This is a genomic window from Erythrobacter sp. S158 (genome assembly GCF_057364915.1).
In genome coordinates this window covers 997,197-1,018,931 of the sequence record NZ_CP200279.1, presented here as the reverse complement: position 1 = coordinate 1,018,931, position 21,735 = coordinate 997,197, and the positions used below count along the sequence as shown (strand labels likewise).

General features: G+C 61.8%; 27 protein-coding genes and 1 tRNA gene. 8 read left to right on the top strand and 20 right to left on the bottom strand.

Going from position 1 to position 21,735, the window contains the following annotated elements; all coding sequences use genetic code 11:
* Window position 1 precedes the first annotated feature (1 nt).
* Both AC0V6T_RS05120 and AC0V6T_RS05115 read right to left on the bottom strand, forming a co-directional pair.
* Window positions 2-550: an aspartate-semialdehyde dehydrogenase gene (locus tag AC0V6T_RS05120; protein WP_486124887.1), complete on the bottom strand. Its 549-nt coding sequence runs from the start codon at window positions 548-550 to the stop codon at window positions 2-4.
* Window positions 551-554: 4 nt separating this feature from the next.
* Window positions 555-1,580, bottom strand: coding sequence for an aspartate-semialdehyde dehydrogenase (locus AC0V6T_RS05115; protein ID WP_486124885.1), 1,026 nt, complete (start codon window positions 1,578-1,580; stop codon window positions 555-557).
* A gap of 71 nt (window positions 1,581-1,651) precedes the next feature.
* On the opposite strand from AC0V6T_RS05115, the gene AC0V6T_RS05110 reads away from it, so the two are divergent.
* Complete coding sequence (locus AC0V6T_RS05110; protein ID WP_486124883.1) at window positions 1,652-2,515, top strand: alpha/beta fold hydrolase; 864 nt, start codon at window positions 1,652-1,654, stop codon at window positions 2,513-2,515.
* Window position 2,516: 1 nt separating this feature from the next.
* On the opposite strand, the gene AC0V6T_RS05105 is transcribed toward AC0V6T_RS05110, so the two are convergent.
* The 11 genes from AC0V6T_RS05105 to AC0V6T_RS05055 all read right to left on the bottom strand — a co-directional run bounded on the left by AC0V6T_RS05105 (window position 2,517) and on the right by AC0V6T_RS05055 (window position 11,890).
* A complete protein-coding gene (locus AC0V6T_RS05105) occupies window positions 2,517-4,742 on the bottom strand; it encodes a S9 family peptidase (protein ID WP_486124881.1) in 2,226 nt (741 codons plus the stop codon).
* A 131-nt stretch (window positions 4,743-4,873) separates the two neighbouring features.
* On the bottom strand, window positions 4,874-5,242 hold the full coding sequence (gene rplS, locus AC0V6T_RS05100; RefSeq protein ID WP_007164472.1) for a 50S ribosomal protein L19: 369 nt from the start codon (window positions 5,240-5,242) through the stop codon (window positions 4,874-4,876).
* Entirely contained in the window at window positions 5,239-5,979 is a 741-nt protein-coding gene (gene trmD, locus AC0V6T_RS05095; RefSeq protein ID WP_486124878.1) for a tRNA (guanosine(37)-N1)-methyltransferase TrmD, read from the bottom strand. The genes rplS and trmD overlap by 4 nt, the downstream gene beginning before the upstream one ends.
* A gap of 309 nt (window positions 5,980-6,288) precedes the next feature.
* Window positions 6,289-7,248: a carbon-nitrogen hydrolase family protein gene (locus tag AC0V6T_RS05090; protein ID WP_486124876.1), complete on the bottom strand. Its 960-nt coding sequence runs from the start codon at window positions 7,246-7,248 to the stop codon at window positions 6,289-6,291.
* Between the two features lie 23 nt (window positions 7,249-7,271).
* Entirely contained in the window at window positions 7,272-8,093 is an 822-nt protein-coding gene (locus AC0V6T_RS05085) for a TIGR04222 domain-containing membrane protein (protein ID WP_486124874.1), read from the bottom strand.
* Window positions 8,093-8,674 carry a glycine-rich domain-containing protein gene (locus AC0V6T_RS05080; RefSeq protein ID WP_486124872.1) on the bottom strand — a complete coding sequence of 194 codons (582 nt, stop codon included), beginning with the start codon at window positions 8,672-8,674 and terminating at the stop codon, window positions 8,093-8,095. The genes AC0V6T_RS05085 and AC0V6T_RS05080 overlap by 1 nt, the downstream gene beginning before the upstream one ends.
* Window positions 8,675-8,679: 5 nt before the next feature.
* Complete coding sequence (gene rimM / locus AC0V6T_RS05075) at window positions 8,680-9,207, bottom strand: ribosome maturation factor RimM (protein WP_486124870.1); 528 nt, start codon at window positions 9,205-9,207, stop codon at window positions 8,680-8,682.
* Window positions 9,208-9,215: 8 nt separating this feature from the next.
* A complete protein-coding gene (gene rpsP / locus AC0V6T_RS05070) occupies window positions 9,216-9,722 on the bottom strand; it encodes a 30S ribosomal protein S16 (RefSeq protein WP_007164481.1) in 507 nt (168 codons plus the stop codon).
* Window positions 9,723-9,772: 50 nt separating this feature from the next.
* Window positions 9,773-11,254 (bottom strand): signal recognition particle protein, encoded by a 1,482-nt coding sequence (ffh, locus tag AC0V6T_RS05065; RefSeq protein WP_486124868.1) that lies wholly within the window; start codon window positions 11,252-11,254, stop codon window positions 9,773-9,775.
* A 120-nt stretch (window positions 11,255-11,374) separates the two neighbouring features.
* Window positions 11,375-11,450: transfer RNA gene (locus AC0V6T_RS05060), tRNA-Ala, on the bottom strand.
* A 101-nt stretch (window positions 11,451-11,551) separates the two neighbouring features.
* A complete protein-coding gene (locus AC0V6T_RS05055; protein ID WP_007164483.1) occupies window positions 11,552-11,890 on the bottom strand; it encodes a TIGR02300 family protein in 339 nt (112 codons plus the stop codon).
* Window positions 11,891-12,044: 154 nt separating this feature from the next.
* Between AC0V6T_RS05055 and aroA the strand changes: the two genes are divergently transcribed.
* The 7 genes from aroA (at window position 12,045) to AC0V6T_RS05020 (ending at window position 18,341) form a co-directional block, all read left to right on the top strand.
* Window positions 12,045-13,361, top strand: a complete 1,317-nt coding sequence (gene aroA / locus AC0V6T_RS05050) for a 3-phosphoshikimate 1-carboxyvinyltransferase (RefSeq protein WP_486124865.1) — start codon at window positions 12,045-12,047, stop codon at window positions 13,359-13,361.
* Window positions 13,358-13,636, top strand: coding sequence for a hypothetical protein (locus AC0V6T_RS05045; RefSeq protein WP_486124863.1), 279 nt, complete (start codon window positions 13,358-13,360; stop codon window positions 13,634-13,636). Before aroA ends, AC0V6T_RS05045 begins: the two co-directional genes overlap by 4 nt.
* A complete protein-coding gene (locus AC0V6T_RS05040; protein WP_111992754.1) occupies window positions 13,633-13,893 on the top strand; it encodes a CBU_0592 family membrane protein in 261 nt (86 codons plus the stop codon). Before AC0V6T_RS05045 ends, AC0V6T_RS05040 begins: the two co-directional genes overlap by 4 nt.
* Window positions 13,890-14,528, top strand: coding sequence for a (d)CMP kinase (locus tag AC0V6T_RS05035; protein ID WP_486124860.1), 639 nt, complete (start codon window positions 13,890-13,892; stop codon window positions 14,526-14,528). The genes AC0V6T_RS05040 and AC0V6T_RS05035 overlap by 4 nt, the downstream gene beginning before the upstream one ends.
* Window positions 14,529-14,760: 232 nt before the next feature.
* The gene (rpsA, locus tag AC0V6T_RS05030) at window positions 14,761-16,470 is read left to right on the top strand and encodes a 30S ribosomal protein S1 (RefSeq protein ID WP_007164488.1); all 1,710 of its coding nucleotides are present in this window, start codon (window positions 14,761-14,763) and stop codon (window positions 16,468-16,470) included.
* 129 nt (window positions 16,471-16,599) lie between these two features.
* The gene (gene gloB, locus AC0V6T_RS05025; RefSeq protein ID WP_486124858.1) at window positions 16,600-17,355 is read left to right on the top strand and encodes a hydroxyacylglutathione hydrolase; all 756 of its coding nucleotides are present in this window, start codon (window positions 16,600-16,602) and stop codon (window positions 17,353-17,355) included.
* 5 nt (window positions 17,356-17,360) lie between these two features.
* Window positions 17,361-18,341, top strand: a complete 981-nt coding sequence (locus AC0V6T_RS05020) for an NADPH:quinone oxidoreductase family protein (protein WP_486128499.1) — start codon at window positions 17,361-17,363, stop codon at window positions 18,339-18,341.
* Between the two features lie 57 nt (window positions 18,342-18,398).
* Here AC0V6T_RS05020 and AC0V6T_RS05015 read toward each other — a convergent pair whose 3' ends face one another.
* From AC0V6T_RS05015 to AC0V6T_RS04985, 7 genes are all read right to left on the bottom strand, one after another.
* Window positions 18,399-18,920 carry a F0F1 ATP synthase subunit B family protein gene (locus AC0V6T_RS05015; protein ID WP_007164491.1) on the bottom strand — a complete coding sequence of 174 codons (522 nt, stop codon included), beginning with the start codon at window positions 18,918-18,920 and terminating at the stop codon, window positions 18,399-18,401.
* Window positions 18,913-19,407 carry a F0F1 ATP synthase subunit B family protein gene (locus tag AC0V6T_RS05010; RefSeq protein WP_486124856.1) on the bottom strand — a complete coding sequence of 165 codons (495 nt, stop codon included), beginning with the start codon at window positions 19,405-19,407 and terminating at the stop codon, window positions 18,913-18,915. Before AC0V6T_RS05010 ends, AC0V6T_RS05015 begins: the two co-directional genes overlap by 8 nt.
* 88 nt (window positions 19,408-19,495) lie before the next feature.
* Window positions 19,496-19,723, bottom strand: a complete 228-nt coding sequence (locus tag AC0V6T_RS05005) for a F0F1 ATP synthase subunit C (protein ID WP_324262799.1) — start codon at window positions 19,721-19,723, stop codon at window positions 19,496-19,498.
* Between the two features lie 52 nt (window positions 19,724-19,775).
* A complete protein-coding gene (locus tag AC0V6T_RS05000) occupies window positions 19,776-20,531 on the bottom strand; it encodes a F0F1 ATP synthase subunit A (protein ID WP_486128497.1) in 756 nt (251 codons plus the stop codon).
* Window positions 20,532-20,613: 82 nt separating this feature from the next.
* Complete coding sequence (locus AC0V6T_RS04995; RefSeq protein WP_007164495.1) at window positions 20,614-20,940, bottom strand: AtpZ/AtpI family protein; 327 nt, start codon at window positions 20,938-20,940, stop codon at window positions 20,614-20,616.
* Between the two features lie 140 nt (window positions 20,941-21,080).
* A complete protein-coding gene (locus AC0V6T_RS04990) occupies window positions 21,081-21,470 on the bottom strand; it encodes a YdbL family probable chaperone protein (RefSeq protein WP_486124853.1) in 390 nt (129 codons plus the stop codon).
* A 42-nt stretch (window positions 21,471-21,512) separates the two neighbouring features.
* A complete protein-coding gene (locus AC0V6T_RS04985; RefSeq protein WP_486124851.1) occupies window positions 21,513-21,704 on the bottom strand; it encodes a YnbE family lipoprotein in 192 nt (63 codons plus the stop codon).
* Window positions 21,705-21,735 lie beyond the last annotated feature (31 nt).

Here is a 21,735-nt window from a genome sequence, read left to right as displayed (position 1 = left end):
TTCAGCGGAAAAAACACTGCGTCCCTGAATAAAGCATGGAAACCGCATCATCCTCGATGAAGCCCGCAAACCTGTCGCCAAGCATGAATTCCTCGCCCAGCGTACTGCCTTCGATCAGGGCAAAGCCAGGCATGGCTTCCAGATCAGAGCGCGGGGTGCCGACGGGCAGGCCTTCTACTCCGATTGAGTCCGACGGCTCGTTGACCAGCCAGCCGACAAGGATTCCGTCCTGGTAATTGACTGTCAGCCCGCCCGGATAGGTAGAGCTCTCCATTGGCCCCGCGCCGCATTCGGGCATGTCCATGATCTCACCCGGCTCGCCGATTGCGCGTGTGAGTGCGGCTTCGACTTCGCTTTGTCCGGCAGCAAAGAAGAACGCGTCAGGGCCAGCAACGAGGCCTTCGGACTTAAGAGTGACCTGGCCCGGATCGATGATCTCGGCGACCGCCCCGCCCTCGCGTTGTTCAAGCCGTTCGGCTGGCGACGGTACATCCGACCCGCCACAGGCAGCTAGTGCCAGGCAAGAGGCTGCGATCACCAGTGCCCGCATCGCTTCAGCCTTTCTTCAGATGACGTCGACCGAGCAGTTCTGCGATCTGCACCGCGTTCAATGCCGCGCCCTTACGCAGATTGTCGGACACACACCACAAGGTGATGCCATTCTCGACCGTCGGGTCCTCACGCACGCGGCTGATATAGGTCGCGCTGTCGCCGGCGCTTTCGACCGGGGTCACGTAGCCTTCGTCCTCGCGCTTATCGACCAGCATGATGCCGGGAGCCTCGCGCAGGATATCCTGTGCCTGCTCTGCCGAAAGCTCGTTCTCGAACTCGATGTTCACCGCCTCGGAGTGGCCGACGAAGACCGGCACGCGCACGCAGGTCGCGTTCAGTTTGATCTTGGGGTCGAGGATCTTCTTGGTCTCGACCATCATCTTCCACTCTTCCTTAGTCGAACCATCGTCGAGGAAGACGTCGATATGCGGGATCACGTTGAAGGCGATCTGCTTGGTGAACTTGGACGGCTGGACCGGATCGCCCACGAAAATCGCGCGTGATTGTTCGAAGAGCTCGTCCATCCCCGCCTTGCCCGCGCCGGAAACCGACTGGTAGGTGGAGACAACGACGCGCTTGATCGTCGCCGCCTTGTGCAACGGAGCGAGCGCCACAACCAGTTGCGCAGTCGAGCAGTTGGGGTTCGCGATGATGTTTCGCTTGGAATAATCGTCGATCGCATCGGGGTTCACCTCCGGCACGATCAGAGGCACGTCTGGTTCCATCCGATAGAGTGAGGAATTGTCGATCACTACGCAGCCCGCAGCCGCCGCTTTGGGCGCGTACTCCTTGGCAGGTCCGCTTCCGGCGGCGAACAGCGCGATGTCCCAGCCCGACCAGTCGAAATGCTCGATATTCTTGCATTTGAGCATCTTGCCGGTGTCGCCGAATTCAACCTCTGATCCCTGGCTGCGCCCGCTGGCGACCGCCGCGATTTCCTCAATCGGGAATTCGCGCTCGGCCAGCACCTGCATCATTTCGCGTCCGACATTGCCCGTCGCGCCGACGATAGCCACCCGGTAACCCAATTCACATTCTCCGATTAAGTTTCTTGCGCCGTGAGGTGGCGACACTATGCCCCCTTGGCAAGGGGAAAGACGTGACGCTGACTACGCGAGACTGGCACAATCGGGCCAAGCAATTCCACTTTGATGGGCACAAGATCGCCTATTGGGCAGGCGGCGATCCCGAAGCGAGGCCGGTGTTGCTTGTGCATGGGTTTCCGACCTGCGCGTGGGACTGGGTTCCCGTGTGGGAAATGCTGGCGGAGAAACACCATCTGATCGCTTCCGACATGCTGGGGTTCGGCCTGTCGGACAAGCCGCGCTCAGGCTATTCGATCCATCGCCAGACCGATCTTCAGGAAGCGCTTCTGAGCGAGCTTGGCGTGGGCGACTTCGATGCGCTGGTGCACGATTACGGCGTATCGGTCGGACAGGAATTGCTGGCGCGGCAGCAGGATGGCTCAGGCGCGAAGGGCCTTGGCAAAATGGTGTTCCTCAATGGCGGCATCTTCCCCGACCAGCACCGCCCTCGCCCGATGCAGAAACTCGGCGATTCGCCTTTCGGGTTCCTGCTGGGGCTGCTGATGAGCCGAAAGGGGTTCGGCAAGAGCTTTTCCGAAGTGTTCGGCCCCGACACCCAGCCTAGCGAGCAGGAACTCGACGAGTTCTGGGAGTTCATCAGCTACAAGGGCGGCAACCGGATCACGCACAAGCTGCTCCACTACATCGCCGACCGGGTCGAGCATAAGGAGCGGTGGGAAGCGGCTCTGGTCGCAGCGCAAGGCAAGATCGGCCTCATCAACGGCGCGCTCGACCCGGTTTCGGGCAAGCACGCCTATGACAAATGGCGCGAAGTGGTGCCGGACGCGAGGCACCACCTGATCGAGACTGTCGGCCACTACCCTCAGGTCGAAGCGCCTGACGAAGTCGCCGCCAAGGCGCTGGAGTGGCTCGCCTGAATTACTCCGGCGGCGTCACTCCGTGGCTTTCGAGAAAGCGGAACATCGTGTTCCACAGATGCGGGCTGACCTGTTCGCCGCCGACGCGGTGCGTGTAGCCGGGATAAAGCATCATCTCAAACGGGACATTGTTTTCCTGAAGCACGCTGATGAGCTCTGAGGAGTTCTCGAACACCACGTTATCGTCCGCCATGCCGTGGATCAGCAGCAGCGGATCGCTGATCTTGGTCGCGTTGGGAATGGCGCTCGCGGCTTCATAGGCTTCCGGCACCTCGCGAGGGTCGCCCATGAAGCGTTCGGTATAGTGCGTATCGTACAGGCCCCAGCGGGTCACGGGCGCGCCTGAGATACCGGCTGCATAAAGCCCCGGATCAGCCTGCAACTGCTTCAGCGTCATGTAGCCACCATAGGACCAGCCGTAGATCGCGATCTTCTCTGCATCGACGTAATCGAGCGTCTTGAGAAACTCGGCACCGGTCTTCTGATCGCGCACTTCGACCCCGCCCATGGCGCGGTAGAGCGGTTGCTCGAAATCGACGCCGCGATTGGCTGAGCCGCGATTGTCGAGCGCGAACCAGATATAGCCCTTGTCGACGACCGCCTGCGCCAGAGCGCCGCCCCAGCCCTTGTCCACGACCTGCGGACCCGGCCCGGAATAGTGATAGTAGAACACTGGATACTGCTTGCCCGGCTCCATCTCAGGCTTGAGCATCATGTAATGCAGCGGCGTGCCGTCCTCGGCGGGGATCGTGCCGTATTCGGGCGGCGTGTGGCTCAGCAGAAACGGCGTGTAGGGATGATCCGCGTCGAGCGCGTTTTCCTCGACCCAGACAAGCCGTTCGCCTCTCGTATCCGCGATGTAGCTTTGGGTCGGCTGATCGGTCGCCGAACGGCTGATGAGCAGGCCCTTGCCCGTTGGGTCCATGCTGGCCGAGTTCGTGTAGTCGGGATCGGTGAGCAGCGTCGGTTCGCTTTCGGCGGACAGGCTGGAGACGTAGACCTGCTCGGTCAGAACGTCGGTCACTGCACGATAATACAGCTTGTCCCCGTCCTGATCCACTCCGACCAGCGCGGTGACAGGCTCCTTGCGGCTCGTAAGCTGCGTCCAGTTCTCTCCGTCGAAGCGGTAGAAATTGCCGAAGCCATCCCGCTCCGACCACCACAAGAGGCTGCCATCTTTAAGGAAGCGGTAATTATCCGACAGGTTGATCCAATAGTCGTCGCGCGCGGCGGTTTCGGTGAACCAGACCTCGCTCTCGCCCGTCGAAGGATCGACCTTGAGCATGTCGAGCACGGTCTGTTCGCGGTTCTGGCGCTGGACGTAGAGGTAGTCGTCCGGCCCCCAGTTCACACGGGCGATGTAGATGTCGGTGTTATCGCCAAGGTCCACCTTCACACGGTTCCCGCCATCGGGGTCCATCACATAAAGTTCGACAATCGCGTTGTCCGAGCCAGCCACCGGATAGCGTTGGTCGAAGACCTGCGTGCCGGTTGCACCGATAGCTGCGCGAGTGACGATACCGACCGGGCTTTCATCGGTGCGCTGAACGGCGATGCGCTGGTCGTTCGGTCCCCACCAATACCCTGTGAGACGGCTCATCTCTTCCTGCGCGACGAATTCGGCTTCGCCCCAGCGGATCGTGTCTTCTTCCTTGGGCGTGATCGGAGCCGCTTCGCTTCCCACTTCCCCGACCCACAGCTGGCGATCGCGCACGAAGGAAACGTAGCCCGCCTTGTTCGAAAGCTTGGGGTTGAGTTCGCTTTCCTCAGTATCGGTCAAGCGCTGAACCGTCCCGTCGAGCTTGGCGAAATAAAGGTCGCCGTCGATGGGCACGAGAACGCCCGAGCCATCGCTTGCCCATTGGTAGGAGATGATACCCTTGAGGCTGCCGACGCGCGCACGCTCTCGCTGCATCTTTTCATCTTCGGATAGCTCACGGCCCGAACCGATCGCCTCGCTGTCGACCAGCATGCGCCATTCGCGCGTGGCGAAGTCATATCCCCACAGGTCGTAGCGCGAGGAATCCTCCTCGCGGTTGCGCAGCAGGGTCAGGTACTTGCCATCGGGCGAGAACTTGACCGCGCGCGGGGTCGGTCCGTTAAGCGATGGGGAGGCAAAGACGCGTTCGAATGTGAGTTCAGGAGAGCTCTCGGTCATGTGCGCGTCCGCGAAAGCAGTGGTCGGCAAAAGGATTGCGGCGGCGGCAGCAAGCAAAGCAGTTCGCATCTCAAGGAAAGCCCCTTCGTTGTCATTCGGGTCAGGCTCTCGCAATCGCGGACAATCTTTGCAACCCCGCAACGAAAAAGGGCGGCCCTTGCAAGGACCGCCCTTTACGAATTTCGCTATGCCAGCGAGGCTTATGCCTTAGCGACGTTCTCGCGACGCTCGGCGATACGCGCACGCTTACCGGTGCGGCCACGCAGGTAGTACAGCTTCGCACGACGCACGACACCGCGACGAACGACGGTGATCGAATCGACGATCGGCGAGTACAGCGGGAACACACGCTCCACGCCTTCGCCGAAGCTGATCTTGCGGACGGTGAAGTTGGAGCCCATGCCGCGGTTCGAACGCGCAATCACAACGCCTTCGAAGTTCTGCACACGCTCGCGGTTGCCTTCCTTCACCTTGACGCCCACGCGAACGGTGTCGCCTGCGCGGAAGTCGGGAATTTCACGTTCGACCTTGCCGATTTCTTCGGCTTCGATTTGCTGGATCAGGTTCACTGGTCCGTATCCTTGTTCTTTCGCCGCGCGCCAGAGGCAGACTGGTCCCGAACGCCCTCATGACGTTCCCAAAGGTCCGGTCTGCGTAACCGTGTAATCTCTTCGCTTTTTGACTTTCGCCAAGCAGCGATCTTCGCATGATCCCCCGATCGCAGCACTTCGGGGATCGTGCGCCCTTCCCATTCGTAAGGTCGGGTATATTGCGGGTATTCAAGAAGGCCGTCCTCAAACGACTCCTCGGTCCCGCTAGAAGCCGCGCCCATTACTCCGGGAAGCAGCCGAATGCAAGCGTCAAGTATGGCAATCGCCGCCGTTTCTCCGCCCGAAAGGACGATGTCGGCGAGGCTGACTTCCTCGATCTGCGGGCGCGCTTCGAACAGTCGCTCATCGAACCCCTCGAACCGGCCACAGATGATGGTGACGCCGGGACCGTCCGCGATCTCGCGAATGCGGGCCTGGGTGATAGGCTTGCCGCGCGGTGTCATCGCAAGAATCGGACGCTCATCCGCGACGCTGTCGACCGCTGCGCCGAGGATGTCCGCCTTGAGGACCATTCCCGCCCCGCCGCCTGCGGGCGTATCGTCGACGGTGCGGTGCTTGTCAGTGGCGAAGTCGCGCGGGTTAACGGTCGCGCAAGCCCAGTTTCCGCGCTCAAGCGCCTTTCCCGCAAGCGACGTGCCCAGCGGTCCGGGAAACATCTCCGGGTAGAGCGTGAGGATGGTGGCAGCGAAGGTCATGCGAGGTTTCGCGACCGCCGCATCCGTTCGTATGCTCGTAGGATTAGTGCACTCCCAGCTGAACCTACAAGGAAGGCCCCTAGTATCGCGGAACTGGACGTCTGATTACTGAGACTTTCCGAGAGGAGATCGACCACTGGTTGCCCGTGGCGATCCGAGAGAGCGAGGAACGCGATTAGCAACGTGGCGGTAACTGCCAGCGAAGATATGAGCGCGATCAAGATATAGTGAAGCGAATGCACCGAGCGTCGCAACACTAGCGATATCGCCCCGGTCAGTACGATATGTCCGATCGCCAAGATGATAAGTTCAACGATCATCCGACCAATTCACCCCGTCCTTCGCCCGAGTATCGACATTCAGTTCAAACACATCTGGCCGCGAGTAGTGCCCGTCGATGTCGAGGCTCGCGAGGCCCTGTCCGATCTCGCTCAGGTCCAGTTCGGCGTGGAGAACCTCCTCGCCTTCGCCGGCTTGCGCTAGCACCCGGGCATCGGGCGCGATGATCATCGAACCGCCGCGGTTGAGCATGTCGCCTTCGATAGCTTCGAACAGCGCTTTCACGTCGGCATCCCCGCCGACCCGCTCCAGCCCCTCGAACAGGTCGCCACGCCGTTGCACCAGCCCAGCCGCCAGCACGAAGCAGCGCCCCTCCATCGCGTAGTGCCGCGAGGCAATCGCATATTCCTCACGCACCGTCGGCCAGGCCGCCACATGCACGCTTTCGCCCAGATTGTGCATCGCCGCGCGGGCTAGCGGCATCCAGTGCTCCCAGCAGATAAGGTTGCCCGCCCGGCCCCATTCGGCCTGATGCACGCCCAGCGTCGAGCCATCGCCGCGCATCCAGATCAGCCGCTCACCATGGGTCGGCACCAGCTTGCGGTGGTCGAGCGGAGCTTCGCCTGGGCGGAAGAGCAGTTGGTTGTTGTAAAGGCTCTGCCGCAGCCGCTCATGCGCGCCGAGGCTGATAACCGCGCCGCTCGTATCGCACAGTTCTTGCAACGGCAGCAGCCGCTCGTCACCCGGCACAATAGCATTGTCGAGCATGATCTGGTGACACGCCTTGGTCCCCGGATGGTCCCATAAAGCCGCGCCCGGAGCCTCGTCGAGCCACAGCGGATAGCCACCCAGGAAGGTCTCTCCGAAAGCCACCATCTGCGCGCCCGCATCGATGGCTTCCTTGGCAAGGCGCGTTGCTTTCTCGATACCGCCATCAAAGTCGAGCGGTATCGGTGCCGCCTGGCAGATCGCTACGTTGAGTTTGGTCATGCCACGCGCCCTACTCACGCGGGCTAGCCCCCGCAACCGCCGCATCCTCCGCCGCAGCCGCCTCCACCATCGCCGCTATCGCTCGATCCGCCGCCATCGCCGCCTGTACCGGACTGGCGCGCGGCATGGACTGGCTCCCACGGCGTGCCAACCAATACGCCTGTACCGAAGATTGCAACGGCATAGCCCGCTTCGTTCGCCTGCGGTGCGCGCCGCAAACGGCTGCCATTCTGCTCAAGCGAGCGGACAACTTCGTTCCCGGCCATCGTTCGCGGATTGCCCATCGCGAAGCGGAAAAGGCCGAGGACCAGGGTGATGATGATGAGAGCCACGAGGAACCCGGTCGGCTCCCCGATCGCAGCCCCTGCTTGTTGGCGGTAAAGCCCGATGGCGAGCAGCGCAGCATAGGGCGCAGCCGACAGTGCGCGCAGCTTCCACCTATCGCCCTCGTCCATCATAAGGCCGCGCCGGATCAGCCGCGTCTCCACCGCCGCCGCCTGCACTTTGATCGAGCGGCCCGCTTCGGCTGGGCGAAAGCCGCCAACCTTGGCGAGGATCGCGCGCTCGCTGTCATTCTCCGCCACCCCGGTCTGCCGGACCGCGAGTCTTTTCTTCTCATCCACGTCGAGAGCACCCTTGGCAAAGAGCGAGGAAAGCACCGCTACACTCAGCCGGTCGGCTCCGCCGGTTAGGACTGCGACTTCCTCGAGATCCTCGACCTCGCCGCGCCTCCCTTCAGGGCGCAGGTTTGCAGGGATCCACAAGCCTGCGAAGATGCAGGTGACGAGCATGATACAGTAGAAAACGAGAAAATCGCCGCCGGTGTAAGACGCGAAAAGCTCCATCAGAATATCACTCCTACTACGACCGCGATACCCACACCCAGCGCGATCCAGCCAAACGCGCCGAGGATAGCGACGCGTCTTTCCAGCACCATAACATCATCGGGGTTAACGCGTATGCCCTTGGGATCGCGGCCAAAGCGGCGCTGAGCAGCGGGCCAGATATCGGGCGGTGCGGCCTCACCAAAAGCGTCCTCGTAGAGTTCGAGCGTCTCGGCATATTGATCGTAGAACCGCGACTTTTCCGCCGCTCCGCCAGCGGTCGGACCGTGGTGGAGGTCGCATTGCAGGATCTCCTCGCAATACTCGCCCCAATAATCACGGCTGTAGGTGAGGTGCAGGTGCCACGCCTGGTCGACCGCATCCGACGGGGTCACTTCCTGGCCGGCGGTCACGGCGAGGTAGCAGAAACGCTTATATTCGCAGATCACTCGGCTGGTGAAGTCGGCTTCCCAGCGGTTTTCGCGCGCCAGTCGTGCGGGGAAGGAGAGCGTGGCGGTTTCCGGGCCGATCACATAGCTGTCGAGCCGCTTCCACAGCTCTGTGGAAGTCGCGTATTCGATAGAGGGATCGGACGCGCTCATAGGCGCTATTGGTCGGCGAAATCCTGCGAAATGACAAGCCGGTCCGCGTCCCATTCAATCACGGCAGCCTTGGTCATGGGAACCATGATCGCTTTCAGGCCCTTTTCAGGCGGCGGGTCGAGTGCGATTTCAATGATGTCGGTTGCGCCGAAATTCTGGACAGCAGTAACCTTGCCGATCACATTTCCAGCGTTGGTTTCGACCGCGAGCCCGATCAGGTCGGCGTGGTAGTACTCGCCCTCTTCGAGCTCGGGCAAAGCCTCGCGCTGAACGGTCAGCACCGTGCCGCGCAACCTTTCAGCCTCGCCCCGCCCCTGCACCTCGGCAAAGCGGGCGATGGCGCCGCCCTTGTTATCGGAACGGACTTTCTTGAGGGTCAGTGCGCCCTCGTTAAAGCTCTTGTGCTGGCGTAGGGCATCGAGCCCCTCGCCAAACAGCTTCAAGCGGACCTCGCCCGCCACGCCGTGCGCGCCGGTGATAGCGGCCAATTCCACCAGACCGGGCGCAGCTTGCGTGTCGGACGTGTCCGCCAAGGCGAGGCTTAGCCTTCTGCCTTGTCTTCAGCAGCGTCTTCGGCAGCTTCTTCCGCCGGAGCTTCTTCAGCCGTTGCTTCTTCAGCAGGAGCCTCTTCAGCGGGCGCTTCTTCTTCTGCCGGAGCTTCGGCTGCTGCCTTGGCTTCCTCTTCGGCGGCCTTGGCTGCTTCTTCGGCTTCCTTCAGCTTCTCAGCCTTTTCCTCGGCGCGTTCCTTGGCCTTTTCGCCCGGTTCTGCCTTCTGAGGGTTGTTGCGGGCCGGACGTTCCATGATGCCGGCGGCATCGAGGAAACGCATGACGCGGTCGGACGGCGTAGCGCCAACGCCGAGCCAGTACTTGGCGCGGTCTTCGTTGAGCTTGACGCGGTTCTCGTCATCCTTGGCGAGCAGCGGGTTGTAGGTGCCGATCTGCTCGAGATACTTGCCGTCACGCGGGCTGCGCGAGTCCGAGACGACGATGCGGTAGTAAGGACGCTTCTTCGCGCCACCGCGCGACAGACGGATTGCAACTGCCATTGTAGATTACCTTTCGAGTTTAAATATCTGAATTCGTTTAATTTGTGAGTTTACTTTTTCTTCGGTCCGCCAAGACCGGGAAGTCCGGGTGGAAGGCCGCCAGCGCCGCCGAGGCCAGGCAAGCCGCCCCCGCCGCCGGGGCCGCCCATGCCAGGCGGCATTCCGCCGGGAAGGCCACCGCCGCCGCCAAACATGCCAGCCAGCGCCTTGAGCCCGCCCATCTTGCGAAGCTGCTTCATTGCGCGGCTCATTTCCTGGTGCATCTTGAGGAGTTTGTTGACCGTCTGAACGTCGGTCCCGCTGCCCGCGGCCACGCGCTTCTTGCGCTTGGCGTTCATCAGTTCGGGACGCTCGCGCTCCTTGTTGGTCATCGAGGAGATGATCGCATCCATGTGAACGAGCACCTTGTCATCCATATTCGACGCGGCCATCGCCTGCTTGGCCTTCTTCATGCCCGGCATCATGCCGGCAAGCATTCCAAGACCGCCCATGTTCTGCATCTGCTTGAGCTGCATGCGCAGGTCGTTGAGGTCGAATTTGCCCTTCTCGAAATTCTCGGCGAGCTTTGCGGCCTCTTCTTCCTTGATCGTCGCAGCCGCCTTTTCGACGAGGCTCACAACGTCGCCCATGCCGAGGATGCGGTCGGCCACCGAGCCGGGGCGGAAGGTTTCGATCGCGTCGAGCTTTTCGCCCGTCCCTGCAAACTTGATCGGCTTGCCCGTGACTGCGCGCATCGAAAGCGCCGCACCGCCGCGCGCATCGCCGTCCATCCGGGTGAGAACCACGCCGGTGAGCGGGACTTCGCCGCTAAAGCTCTGCGCGACGTTAACTGCGTCCTGACCCGTCAGGGAGTCGACGACCAGCAGCACTTCGGTCGGGGCCGATACCTGCGAGACGGCTTTCATCTCGGCCATCAGCGCTTCGTCGACATGCAGGCGGCCCGCGGTGTCGAGCAACAGCACGTCGAAATTCTGGAGACGAGCCGACTCCATCGCGCGCCGCGCGATGTCGACCGGCTGCTGGCCCGCGATAACCGGCAGGGTCGCGACTTGCGTCTGCTCGCCCAGCACCGCCAGCTGTTCCTGCGCTGCCGGACGGTTGACGTCGAGCGAGGCCATCATGGCTTTCTTGCCATAGCGTTCGCGGATCAGCTTGCCGAGCTTCGCTGTGGTGGTTGTCTTACCAGAGCCCTGAAGACCGACCATCATGATGACGACCGGAGGCTTTGCATCGAGGTTCAGGCCTTCAGTAGCCTCTTCGCCTTCCTCGCCCGAAAGCATCGCCACGAGCTCGTCGTGGACGATCTTGACGACCTGCTGCCCCGGCTTGACCGCCTTGAGAACTTCCTGGCCAATCGCTTTTTCGGTTACGGAATCGATGAAACGCTTCGCAACCGGAAGCGCAACGTCGGCCTCAAGCAGCGCCACGCGCACTTCGCGCATCGCGTCGCGAACGTCCTGTTCGCTCAGCGCACCGCGACCCGTGAGGCGATCAAAGACGCCGCCAAGGCGGTCGGACAGATTGTCGAACATCGTCTTCAAACTCCTCTCGGACCTGCGAAGTCCGATAAACGCGAAAAACGCCGGCGGACGAAACCTCGTCGGCCAGCGTGCGGAGCCATCACAACGGACAACTCACTGAATATGGTTCGATGGTGGAGCCTAGCGGGATCGAACCGCTGACCTCAACACTGCCAGTGTTGCGCTCTCCCAGCTGAGCTAAGGCCCCAATTCATCGATGTCGTGACCCTATCGAAGATAAGGCCGCACCCCTGCATTCGCAAGGGAGCGCTCCTCTAAGACCGCCCCTCGCGAAACGCAAGAGCAAAATCAGGTATCGTCGTCTTCGTCGTCGCCTTTGCCCTTGGCCACGCCAAGGTCATCGTCGCCGCCAAGGTCAACGTCGTTGTCGGGCGAATCATCGTCGTCGTCAATGTTCTCGATGTCCTTCAGTTCATCATCATCGTCGCCGCTCAGATCGCTGTCGGCTTCCTGATCCTTCTTCTTGGGATCGTCGATCGGGATCGGCTGCTTCGACTTCAGCACGGGTTCCGGTTCCCAAGTGTTGCCGCATTCGATGCAGGTGACCGGATCGTCCTTGCCCAGGTCATAGAAGCGGGTTCCGCAGTCGGGGCAGGAACGCTTGGTTCCCCATTCAGGCTTCGCCATTTCGATAGTGTCCTTAGTCTTGCCGCGAGTGCGACTGCGGCACGGGTAGTTTGTAAGCTTGTGTGGGACCGGATCGCCTCTTTATCAAGGTATCGGTCCGAAAGTGCGGCGCGCCTTGCCAGATGGTAGAGCCGCTGTCAAAGACCTGCGCGCCATGGGATCGTACACATTCACCTCATCAGCGCCGCTAAAGGGTCGCCTTCGCGTGCCCGGCGACAAGTCGATCAGCCACCGCGCGCTGATGTTTGCAGGGCTTGCCGTGGGTGAAAGCCGGATCACCGGATTGCTCGAAGGCGAAGACGTGCTCGCCACCGCCGCCGCGATGCGCCAGCTCGGAGCGCGGATCGTGCGCGAGGATGACGGCACCTGGCGCGTGAACGGCGCGGGCCTTGGCAGCCTGATCGAGCCGCGCACCGCGCTCGACATGGGCAATTCGGGCACTTCGACCCGACTGATGATGGGACTGCTCGCCAGCCATGGGCTCACCGCGACCTTCATCGGGGATGCGAGCCTGTCAGGCCGTCCGATGAACCGCGTGATCGAACCGCTGAGCCAGATGGGCGCGAGTTTCGAGGCATCGCGAGGAGGCACCCTGCCATGCATGCTGCGCGGCGCGTCTCCCGCCGTGCCGATTACCTATCGCCTGCCCGTGGCAAGCGCGCAGGTGAAAAGCGCCGTGCTTCTCGCAGGGCTTAACACGCCGGGCATCACCCGCATCATCGAACCGGTCGCCACCCGCGACCATACCGAGCGCATGCTCAGAGGGTTCGGCGCGAACCTCGAAGTCAGCGAAGAAAACGGAGAACGCGTCATCGCGATCCACGGCGAGGCCGACCTTCAGCCGATGGACGTCACCGTCCCCGGCGACCCGTCCTCTGCTGCCTTCTTTCTGGTTGCCGCCAGCATCGTACCGGGAAGCGACCTTGTGGTCGAGAATGTCGGCCTCAACCCGACGCGCGCTGGGATTGTCACCGTGCTCAAGCAGATGGGCGCGGATATCGAGGAACTGAACCGGCGCGAGGTCGGAGGCGAGCCTGTGGCCGATCTGCGCGTGCGCCATGCTCCGCTCAAAGGCATTGAGGTCGACCCGGCCATCGTGCCGAGCATGGTCGATGAATTCCCTGTTCTGTTTGTCGCCGCCGCGATGGCGGAAGGGACCACCACAACCACCGGCCTAGAAGAACTGCGCGTCAAGGAAAGCGACCGCATCTCGGTCATGGCCGCCGCCCTCACCGCAGCAGGCGCGCGGGTCGAGGAACATGAAGACGGCCTCACCATTTACGGCACTGGCGGAGAACCGCTTCGGGGCACGTCCAACGCGCGGGTCAAAACCCATCTCGACCACCGCATCGCGATGAGCATGGCAGTCGCTGGTCTCGCAAGCCGCGACGGGGTCGAAATCGACGACACCGACCCGATCGCGACCAGCTTTCCCACCTTCGTGCAGGTGCTTGAAAGCGCGGCGCAATGAAGGAAAAAATCGCACTCTACTCGCTTGGCATCGGCATCTTCGTGCTCGGGTCGGTCATCTACGACCACCTCGTTCACGGCGAGGCGATCCAGCTCGGCAGGCTGTGGCTGGCGGTGCTGTTGCTGCCGGTCTTAAGCTATTTCATCTGGCTGCGCTGGGATTGGGCCCCGAATGAAGGCCGCGAACGCTCCAAGCGCGAAAGGCACGCCGCAAAGGAATTTCGCGAAAAGGTCGACGCGGAGAAAGCCGCTGCCGCCGCAAAGGACATACAATGACGACCCCGCTCGATATCTATTCGATGATCGGCTTTGTCGGCACGGCCTGCATCATCGGAGCCTATGCCTATCTCACCTATGTCGAGAAACCGAACCCCTTCATCCTGCACGGCACCAACCTGACCGGAGCGGGCCTGCTGACGATCAGCCTGCTGGTCCACACCAACTGGCCGAGCCTCGTGCTCGAAGGGTTCTGGGCAGCCATCGCGATCTTCGGGCTGGTAAAGGCATTTCAGAAAAGGAAATCCGCTCAATGATCATCGCCGTCGATGGCCCTACCGCATCGGGAAAAGGTACGATTGCCCGCCGGCTTGCCGAGCATTTCGGCGTGCCGCATCTCGATACGGGACTTCTCTATCGCGCGGTCGGGCGGCAGGTCGCGATCAATGGCGGCAATCCCGACGACCCGGCCGATGCGCTGGCGGCCTGCGACTTTCCCGATGAGCTGATGCAGGACGACGTGCTGCGCGCGGAGGAAACGGGCGGGCTGGCAAGCCGCGTCTCGGTCCATCCGGCGGTGCGCGAGGCTTTGTTCAAGCGCCAGCGCGCCTTTGCCGAGCAGCCGGGCGGCGCGGTGCTCGATGGACGCGATATCGGGACGGTCATTGCTCCCGATGCCGACGTGAAGCTCTTCATTACCGCCAGCGTGCAGGAGCGCGCCCGCCGCCGCTGGCTCGAAATGGTCGACAAGAAAATGGACCACGAGGAGGAAATCCCCCTCTCCGAGATCGAGAAGGACATCGTCGCCCGCGACGCCCGCGACATCAATCGCAAGGACGCGCCGCTCAAGGCCGCATCTGATGCACTGGTGATCGACACCACCGCCTTCGACCGCGAGCAGGCGTTTGAGACGGTGCTGGAGGCTGTGCAAGAGGCGCTCGCAGCACGGTAAGAGCTCTCCGCAATTTGCTTGCTTTCCAGCGTGCTTTGGCCTAAGCGCGCGGCCGTTCTCGCAATCCCCAAACATAATGGCGCGATTGAAAGGACCTCTGCGACAGCATCCGGCTGCGTGGAGCAATCGGCCTCTTGCCCCGCTAGCCCTCGCAATGGTGCGTGGGAGGCGGTTTAAGACCCCGGTAAAACCGGTGGCCGGTAGCAAACGTTAAACAGGAAACGCACGCCTTATGGCAACTGCACCCAACCCAACGCGCGACGATTTCGAAGCGCTACTCAACGAACAACTCGGCGGCGCCGACGACGGTGGCTTTGAAGGCCGCGTCGTAAAGGGCACCGTGACCGCGATCGAAGCTGGTCACGCCGTCATCGACGTAGGCCTCAAGAGCGAAGGCCGCGTCAACCTTAAGGAATTCGCACGCGGCGAAGACGATCACGGCCTGTCGGTCGGTGATGAAGTCGAAGTCTACGTGGACCGCGTCGAAAACGCCGACGGCGAAGCCATGCTGTCGCGCGATCGCGCCCGCCGCGAAGCTGCCTGGGACAAGCTCGAAAACGAGTTTGGCGAAGGCAAGCGCGTCGAAGGCCGCATCTTCGGCCGCGTCAAGGGCGGCTTCACCGTCGACCTCGACGGCGCCGTGGCCTTCCTTCCGGGCTCGCAGGTAGACATCCGCCCCGTGCGCGACGTCACCCCGCTCATGGAAGTGCCGCAGCCCTTCCAGATCCTCAAGATGGACCGTCGCCGTGGCAACATCGTTGTCTCACGCCGCGCCGTGCTTGAAGAAACCCGCGCAGAACAGCGCAGCGAGCTGATCGACAAGCTGGCCGAAGGTCAGGTGATCGACGGCGTGGTCAAGAACATCACCGACTACGGTGCGTTCGTAGACCTCGGCGGCATCGACGGCCTGCTCCACGTCACCGACATGAGCTACAAGCGCGTCAACCACCCGAGCGAAGTGATCGCCATCGGCGACACCGTGACCGTGCAGATCGTGCGCATCAACGCCGAAACGCAGCGCATCAGCCTCGGCATGAAGCAGCTTGAAAGCGATCCCTGGGATGGCGTTGCTGCCAAGTATCCGGTCAACATGAAGCTGACCGGCCAGGTCACCAACATCACCGAATACGGCGCATTCGTCGAACTCGAGCCGGGCATCGAAGGCCTGGTCCACGTCAGCGAAATGAGCTGGACCAAGAAGAACGTCCATCCGGGCAAGATCGTCTCGACCTCGCAGGAAGTCGAAGTCATGGTCCTCGAAGTCGACAGCGAAAAGCGTCGCATCAGCCTCGGCCTCAAGCAGGCTCAGCGCAACCCGTGGGACGAGTTCGCCGAGAAGCACCCGGTCGGCGCCGAAGTCGAAGGCGAAGTCAAGAACGCTACCGAGTTTGGCCTGTTCATCGGTCTCGACGGCGACGTCGACGGCATGGTCCACATGTCGGACATCGCATGGGGTATTTCGGGCGAAGACGCTCTGGCGCTCCACCGCAAGGGCGAGCAGGTCAAGGCCGTGGTTCTGGACGTCGATGTCGACAAGGAACGCATCAGCCTCGGCATGAAGCAGCTTGAAAAGGGCGCTCCGACCGAAGCAGGCGCAGCCGCAGCCGGTTCGCTCCGCAAGGGCCAGACCGTCACCGTCACCGTTCTCGAAGTCCGCGATGGCGGCCTCGAAGTTCAGGTTGGCGACGATGGCGCAACCGGCTTCATCAAGCGCAGCGACCTTGGCCGTGACCGCGACGAACAGCGTCCCGACCGCTTCCAGGTCGGTTCGAAGGTCGACGCGATGGTCACCGGTTTCGACCGTTCGAAGAAGCCGAACTTCTCGATCAAGGCGCGTCAGATCGCCGAAGAGAAGGAAGCGGTTCAGCAGTTCGGTTCGTCGGACTCGGGCGCATCGCTCGGCGACATCTTGGGCGAAGCGCTCAAGAAGTCGGACGACTAAGCCAAACGCCTTTCAAGGCATTCGGAAAGGCCCGTTCTCCAAACCGGAGAGCGGGCCTTTCCTACATCTGCGGATGGGCGTAGACTGGGGTCCTCAAACCGCGAAGCGATAGGACAGCCAAACAGTCTCATGCTCACAGTTCACCAGTTCCCCTGCCTGTCCGACAATTACGGCTTCCTGCTGCACAACAGCGTGACCGACGAAACTGCCGCGATCGATACACCGGATGCGAAGGAGTATCTGAAGCAGGCGGAGGCCAAGGGCTGGACGATCACGCATATCTGGAACACCCACTGGCATCCCGATCATGCCGGCGGGAACGTCGAGATTGTAGAGAAGACCGGTGCGCGTGTGCTGGCTCCCAAGGAGGTTGAGAAGCTCTCGCCGATCGACCGCGTGGTCGCACACGGCGACACCGTAAACCTCGGCGAACACCGCGCCGACGTTATCGACGTGTCGGGCCATACCAACGGCCACATCGCTTATCACGTGGTCGAGGAAGGCATGGCCTTCGTCGGCGACAGCGTGTTCGCGCTGGGCTGCGGGCGGATGTTCGAAGGCGAGCCCGAACAGTTCTGGCGCAGCCTTGAGCGTATCAAGCGCCTCTCGACCGGCACGGTGCTCTATTGCGCGCACGAATACACGCAGGCGAACGCGAAGTTTGCGCTTCACGCCGACCCCGACAACGAAGCACTCCAGGAATACGCCCGCGAGATCGACGAGAAGCGCGCGCGCGGCGAATGGACCGTTCCGACCGTGCTCAAACGTGAGCTTGAGACCAACCCCTTTCTGCGCGCCGACGATCCTGCGCTGATGGAGCGCTGGGGCGGCAATGCTCCGCACGAGACCTTCGCGGCGCTCAGGGCGGCCAAGGACAATTTCTGATGACCATGAAGGGTCTGAGGGTTGAAAGCCTGTCGGACGACCTGTCCGGCGTCACGCTTGCCGACATGGCGGAGCCGGAGCGAAGGCCGGGCGAAGCTCTGGTACGTGTGCGCGCCGCCTCATTGAACTTTCCCGACCTGTTGATGACCAAGGGGAAGTACCAGTTCAAACCTGAGCTGCCTTTTACAAGCGGTCTCGAATGCGCTGGCGAGGTGATCGAAGCGGATACGGATAGCGGCTTTGCGCGCGGCGACCGGGTAATGGGCGGCAACAAAACCGGAGCCTTCGCAGAGATCGCGAGCATTCCTGAGCGCGGACTGTCGCGCTTGCCCGAAGGCTTCGACTTCGCGCAGGGAGCCGCAATGGGCGCGGCCTATTCGACAGCCTATACCGGCCTTGTTGAGCTATGCGGGCTGGCGGCCGGACAAACCGTGCTGGTGCACGGTGCAAGCGGCGGCGTCGGACTGGCCGCCTGCGATTTGGCCAAAGCGCTTGGGGCGAAGGTGATCGCCGCGACGGGCGTTGCGGGCAAACGCGCTGCAATCGAAGCGGCATGCTCGCCTGACGCCGTCATCACCGCCGAGGGACGTTTCCGCGAGCAGGTCGCCGAACTCACCGACGGCCGCCTGTGCGACATTGTCTTCGATCCGGTCGGTGGAGACATCTTCGACGAATCCACCCGCTGCGTGACCTTTGGGGGCAAGCTGGTCGTGGTCGGCTTCACCAGCGGAAGAATCGCCGAAGTCGCAACCAACATCCCGCTCATTAAGGGATTCTCGATCATCGGCCTGCGCGCCGGCGAATACGCACGCCGCTTTCCCGAGCGAGGCGCAGCAATCAACGCTGCGATTGCGCAGCTTGCGGAGGCTGGCCGGATTAGCCCCGCAATCGACCGCACCCTTCCCCTGTCTCGCTGGCGGGAAGGGTTCGAAGCGATGGCACGGCGTGAGTTGGTCGGGAAGGTCGTGTTCGAGCCCGGAGCCTGAATTAGAAAGGGCGGCCCCCAAAGGACCGCCCTCTCAAATCCCGGATCGGCAAAGCCATCAGAGCGAGGCGATGACCTCGTCAGCCAGAGCCTTGTCAGCCTCGGCGTCGTGCTTGCTGGCGATGATCGTACGCGATGCAGCGGCAGCGGCGTTGGCAGCGCTGGCGCGGACACCATCGACCGCTTCGCGCTCCGCGGCTGCGATCTTGTCTTCGGCCATACGCTGACGGCGAGCGACCATCGCTTCGCTGTCGGCTTCGGCTTTGGCGAGGATCGCGTCGGCTTCGCGCTGAGCGCCTTCCATCATAGCTTCGGCGTCTTTCTCAGCACCGGCGATCTTGGCGGCGTACTCGTCGCGTAGCTTCTCGGCCTCGGCGCGAAGCGATTTTGCTTCGTCGAGCTGCTGCTTGATCTCGGCGATCTTGTTGTCGAGCCCGCCGGCGATCGCGCCGGGGACCTTCTTCCAAAGGACGACACCGATCAGGACAGCCATCGCAAGGCTGACCCACTGGTAGTCCTGAAGACCGAATGCCGCCGGACCTTCGCCGGCAGCGATCATGGTGAGAACGAGGTTAGCCATTGGCGAGAGCCTTCTTCACGGCGGACCGTGCGGTCCGCTTGTCGACCTTGGCACCGGCGAGACGAGCCACGATGTCCTGCGTTGCTTCGGCAGCCACGTCCTCGACCTCGGCCATCGCGCTGGTGCGCGCGGCTTCGATCTCGGTTTCGGCGGCTTCGAGCTTTGCATCAAGGCGCTTCTGCGCGTCAGCCAGCTTGGCTTCGGACGAAGCGGCACCCTTGGCCTTGGCGTCTGCAATCAGGCCCTGCGCCTTGGCACGATTGGCGTTCTCACGCTCGCGCCATGCATCTTCCTGCTCGTCAGCGGCGTCGCGGGCGGCCTGCGCAGCGGCGAGGTCGTCAGCGATCTGTTGGTCGCGCATACCCACGGTCTCCATCACCTTGGGGACCATGCCCCGACCGATGAGGAAGAAAGTGATGCCGAAAAAGACCAGCAACCAGAATACCTGGCTGGAATAGGTCTCGGCGAGCTGGGCTATCTGAGGCATGTCAGTTGGCTTTGCCTTGAAGGTCGAATGAAATCAGGTGGTCACCGGGCAAGCCAGATCACTGGCCTGCCCGGGAACCGAAAGTCGATTAGGCGACGAAGATCAGGATCATCGCGACGACGAACGCCAGCAGGCCGAGAAGTTCGGCTGCGGCGAAGCCGATGAACAGGCGACCCTGCTGGCCGTCTGCTGCACCCGGGTTGCGAAGGGCGCTTTCGAGGAACGAACCAAAGACGTTACCCACGCCGATGGCTGCCATACCGGCACCGATAGCTGCGAGGCCTGCGCCGATGAGCTTGGCTGCTTCTGCTTCCATTGTACTTAAACTCCTTGAGAAAATCGAAATGTTGGAATGGAAAAAGGTGAACTTAGTGAAGGTGCTCTGCGTCGTTGATGTACAGCGACGTGAGCAGTGCAAATACGTATGCCTGAATGCCTGCGACAAGGATCTCCAGTGCGGAAATGCCGATCATAAGCAGGAAGCTCGGCAGGCTGACCATCAGGCCGAAGCCGACGCCCGCATTGATGCCGTCCATGACGAAGGACGAGAGAACCTTGAGCAGCACATGCCCGGCCATCATCGCAACGAACAGACGAAGCGCGAGGCTGAACGGACGCACGAGGAACGAGATCAGCTCGATCGGGAAAATGATCGGGATCATCGGTAGCGGCGTACCGTGCGGCACGAACAGGGTGAAAAACTTGATGCCATGCTTCCAGAAGCCGACGATCAGAACGATCGAGAAGCTGATCACCGCAAGCACGCCGGTCACTGTAAAATGGCTGGTGAAGGTGAACGGGTGTAGGAATGCAAGACCGATCGGCAAAAGGCCAAGCAGGTTGCCGAACAGGATGAACATGAACAGGCTGAAAATGTAGGGAAGGTACTTGCGGCCTTCCTTGCCGATGTTGGCCTCCAGCATGTCGTCGATGAAGCCCGTGAAGGTCTCGACCGCCATTTGCCAGCGACCGGGGACCAGCTCACGCTTCATGCCGCCAAAGACAAACGCCCACAGCAGAACCGTGGTGATCGCCATCCAGAGAGCGGAATTGGTGAATGCGATGTTGAAGCCAGCGATTTCCCAGGATTGGCCGATAAGCGGCTCAATCTGGAATTGCTTCATCGGATCGACTTTGCCTGCTTCGGCTGCCACGACCTTGTTGTATCCCTGATACCTGTAAAAACGCGGCCCCTTTTGTCAGGACCTATTCCGGGTCCTTGGGGGCCGTGTTTGCCGCACGAATAATGTTCCTGAAGGCAACGCCAATTCCGAGGAAAAGGCCGACCAACAGACCCCATGGGAGCGTTCCGAATATGGCATCGACTGCCCATCCGATGACGCTGCCTCCGAGAATTCCGCCGAGCAGATCTGCAAGGACCCGGTTGCCGCTGCGATAATTCGCATCAGCTCCCTGGACCTTCGACCGGTTGCGTTCGTCTTCGCGCTCGCGTGCGGCCTTGAGCCGCTCTTCGAGCGCGTCGATCCGCGCATCCTCAGCGATGGGTTCTCGGGCGGGTTTCTCGTCGCTCATGCTGCTTTCCAAATTGAGGCAAGCGAGGCACGCGACAACGAGGTGCCCGCCAAGGGCGTGTGCCCCCTAGAAGAGGGCAAAACCCGAGTCAATGGTAGGGTGTTGCGCTTTCCTCACGCATTGAAGCGTGGAGTGGAAAATCACGGACAGGCAGGAAGCCGCTGCGGAGGTGCATCGGTGCGCGTTTGCCAGCTTCCATCAGGCGCTTCGTACTTTTCGCCGGGCACCGTGCGCGCGATTGCCTGACACCCTGCGGTGGTCGCATATTGTTCAAGCGTCGCGTTGTTTTCCTTGGCCTTTTCAGCATAAACGGCGCGGCGACGGATATTGATGTCGTCCACCATCCGCTGAAGTGCAGGTGTGGCATTGCCAACAACGCCCAGATAGCCGTCCATCTTTTCGCCCACGGAACCATTGGCACGAGCGGCGGCGTAGGCAGGATCGCGCTGGGCCGAAGCCGGGGCGAAAACACCGGTGACGGCAATAAGGCCGGCAGCGGCAGCAAGCATGGTGTTGCGGATCAGGGTCATTGGTCTCTCGTTCCTCCAATCTTCGGCAGGCATCAAAGCCTGTCAGAAGATATCTGCATTTTCTTCAATCGTATTGCTGGCATCCTCTGCCAGCCGGTACAGCACTTCGGCGCGGATATTGACGTTCAGTTCGATAACGATGGGCTCTTCGGGTGCGGAAACATTGATGCACCCGGTAAGCGCCATCGCGCCCAAAACTGCCAGTCCGGTCCCGTTTGTCCGGGTCCTCGCCATAACTCTTCCCCTGCTGCGCCCTTTGCCTTGT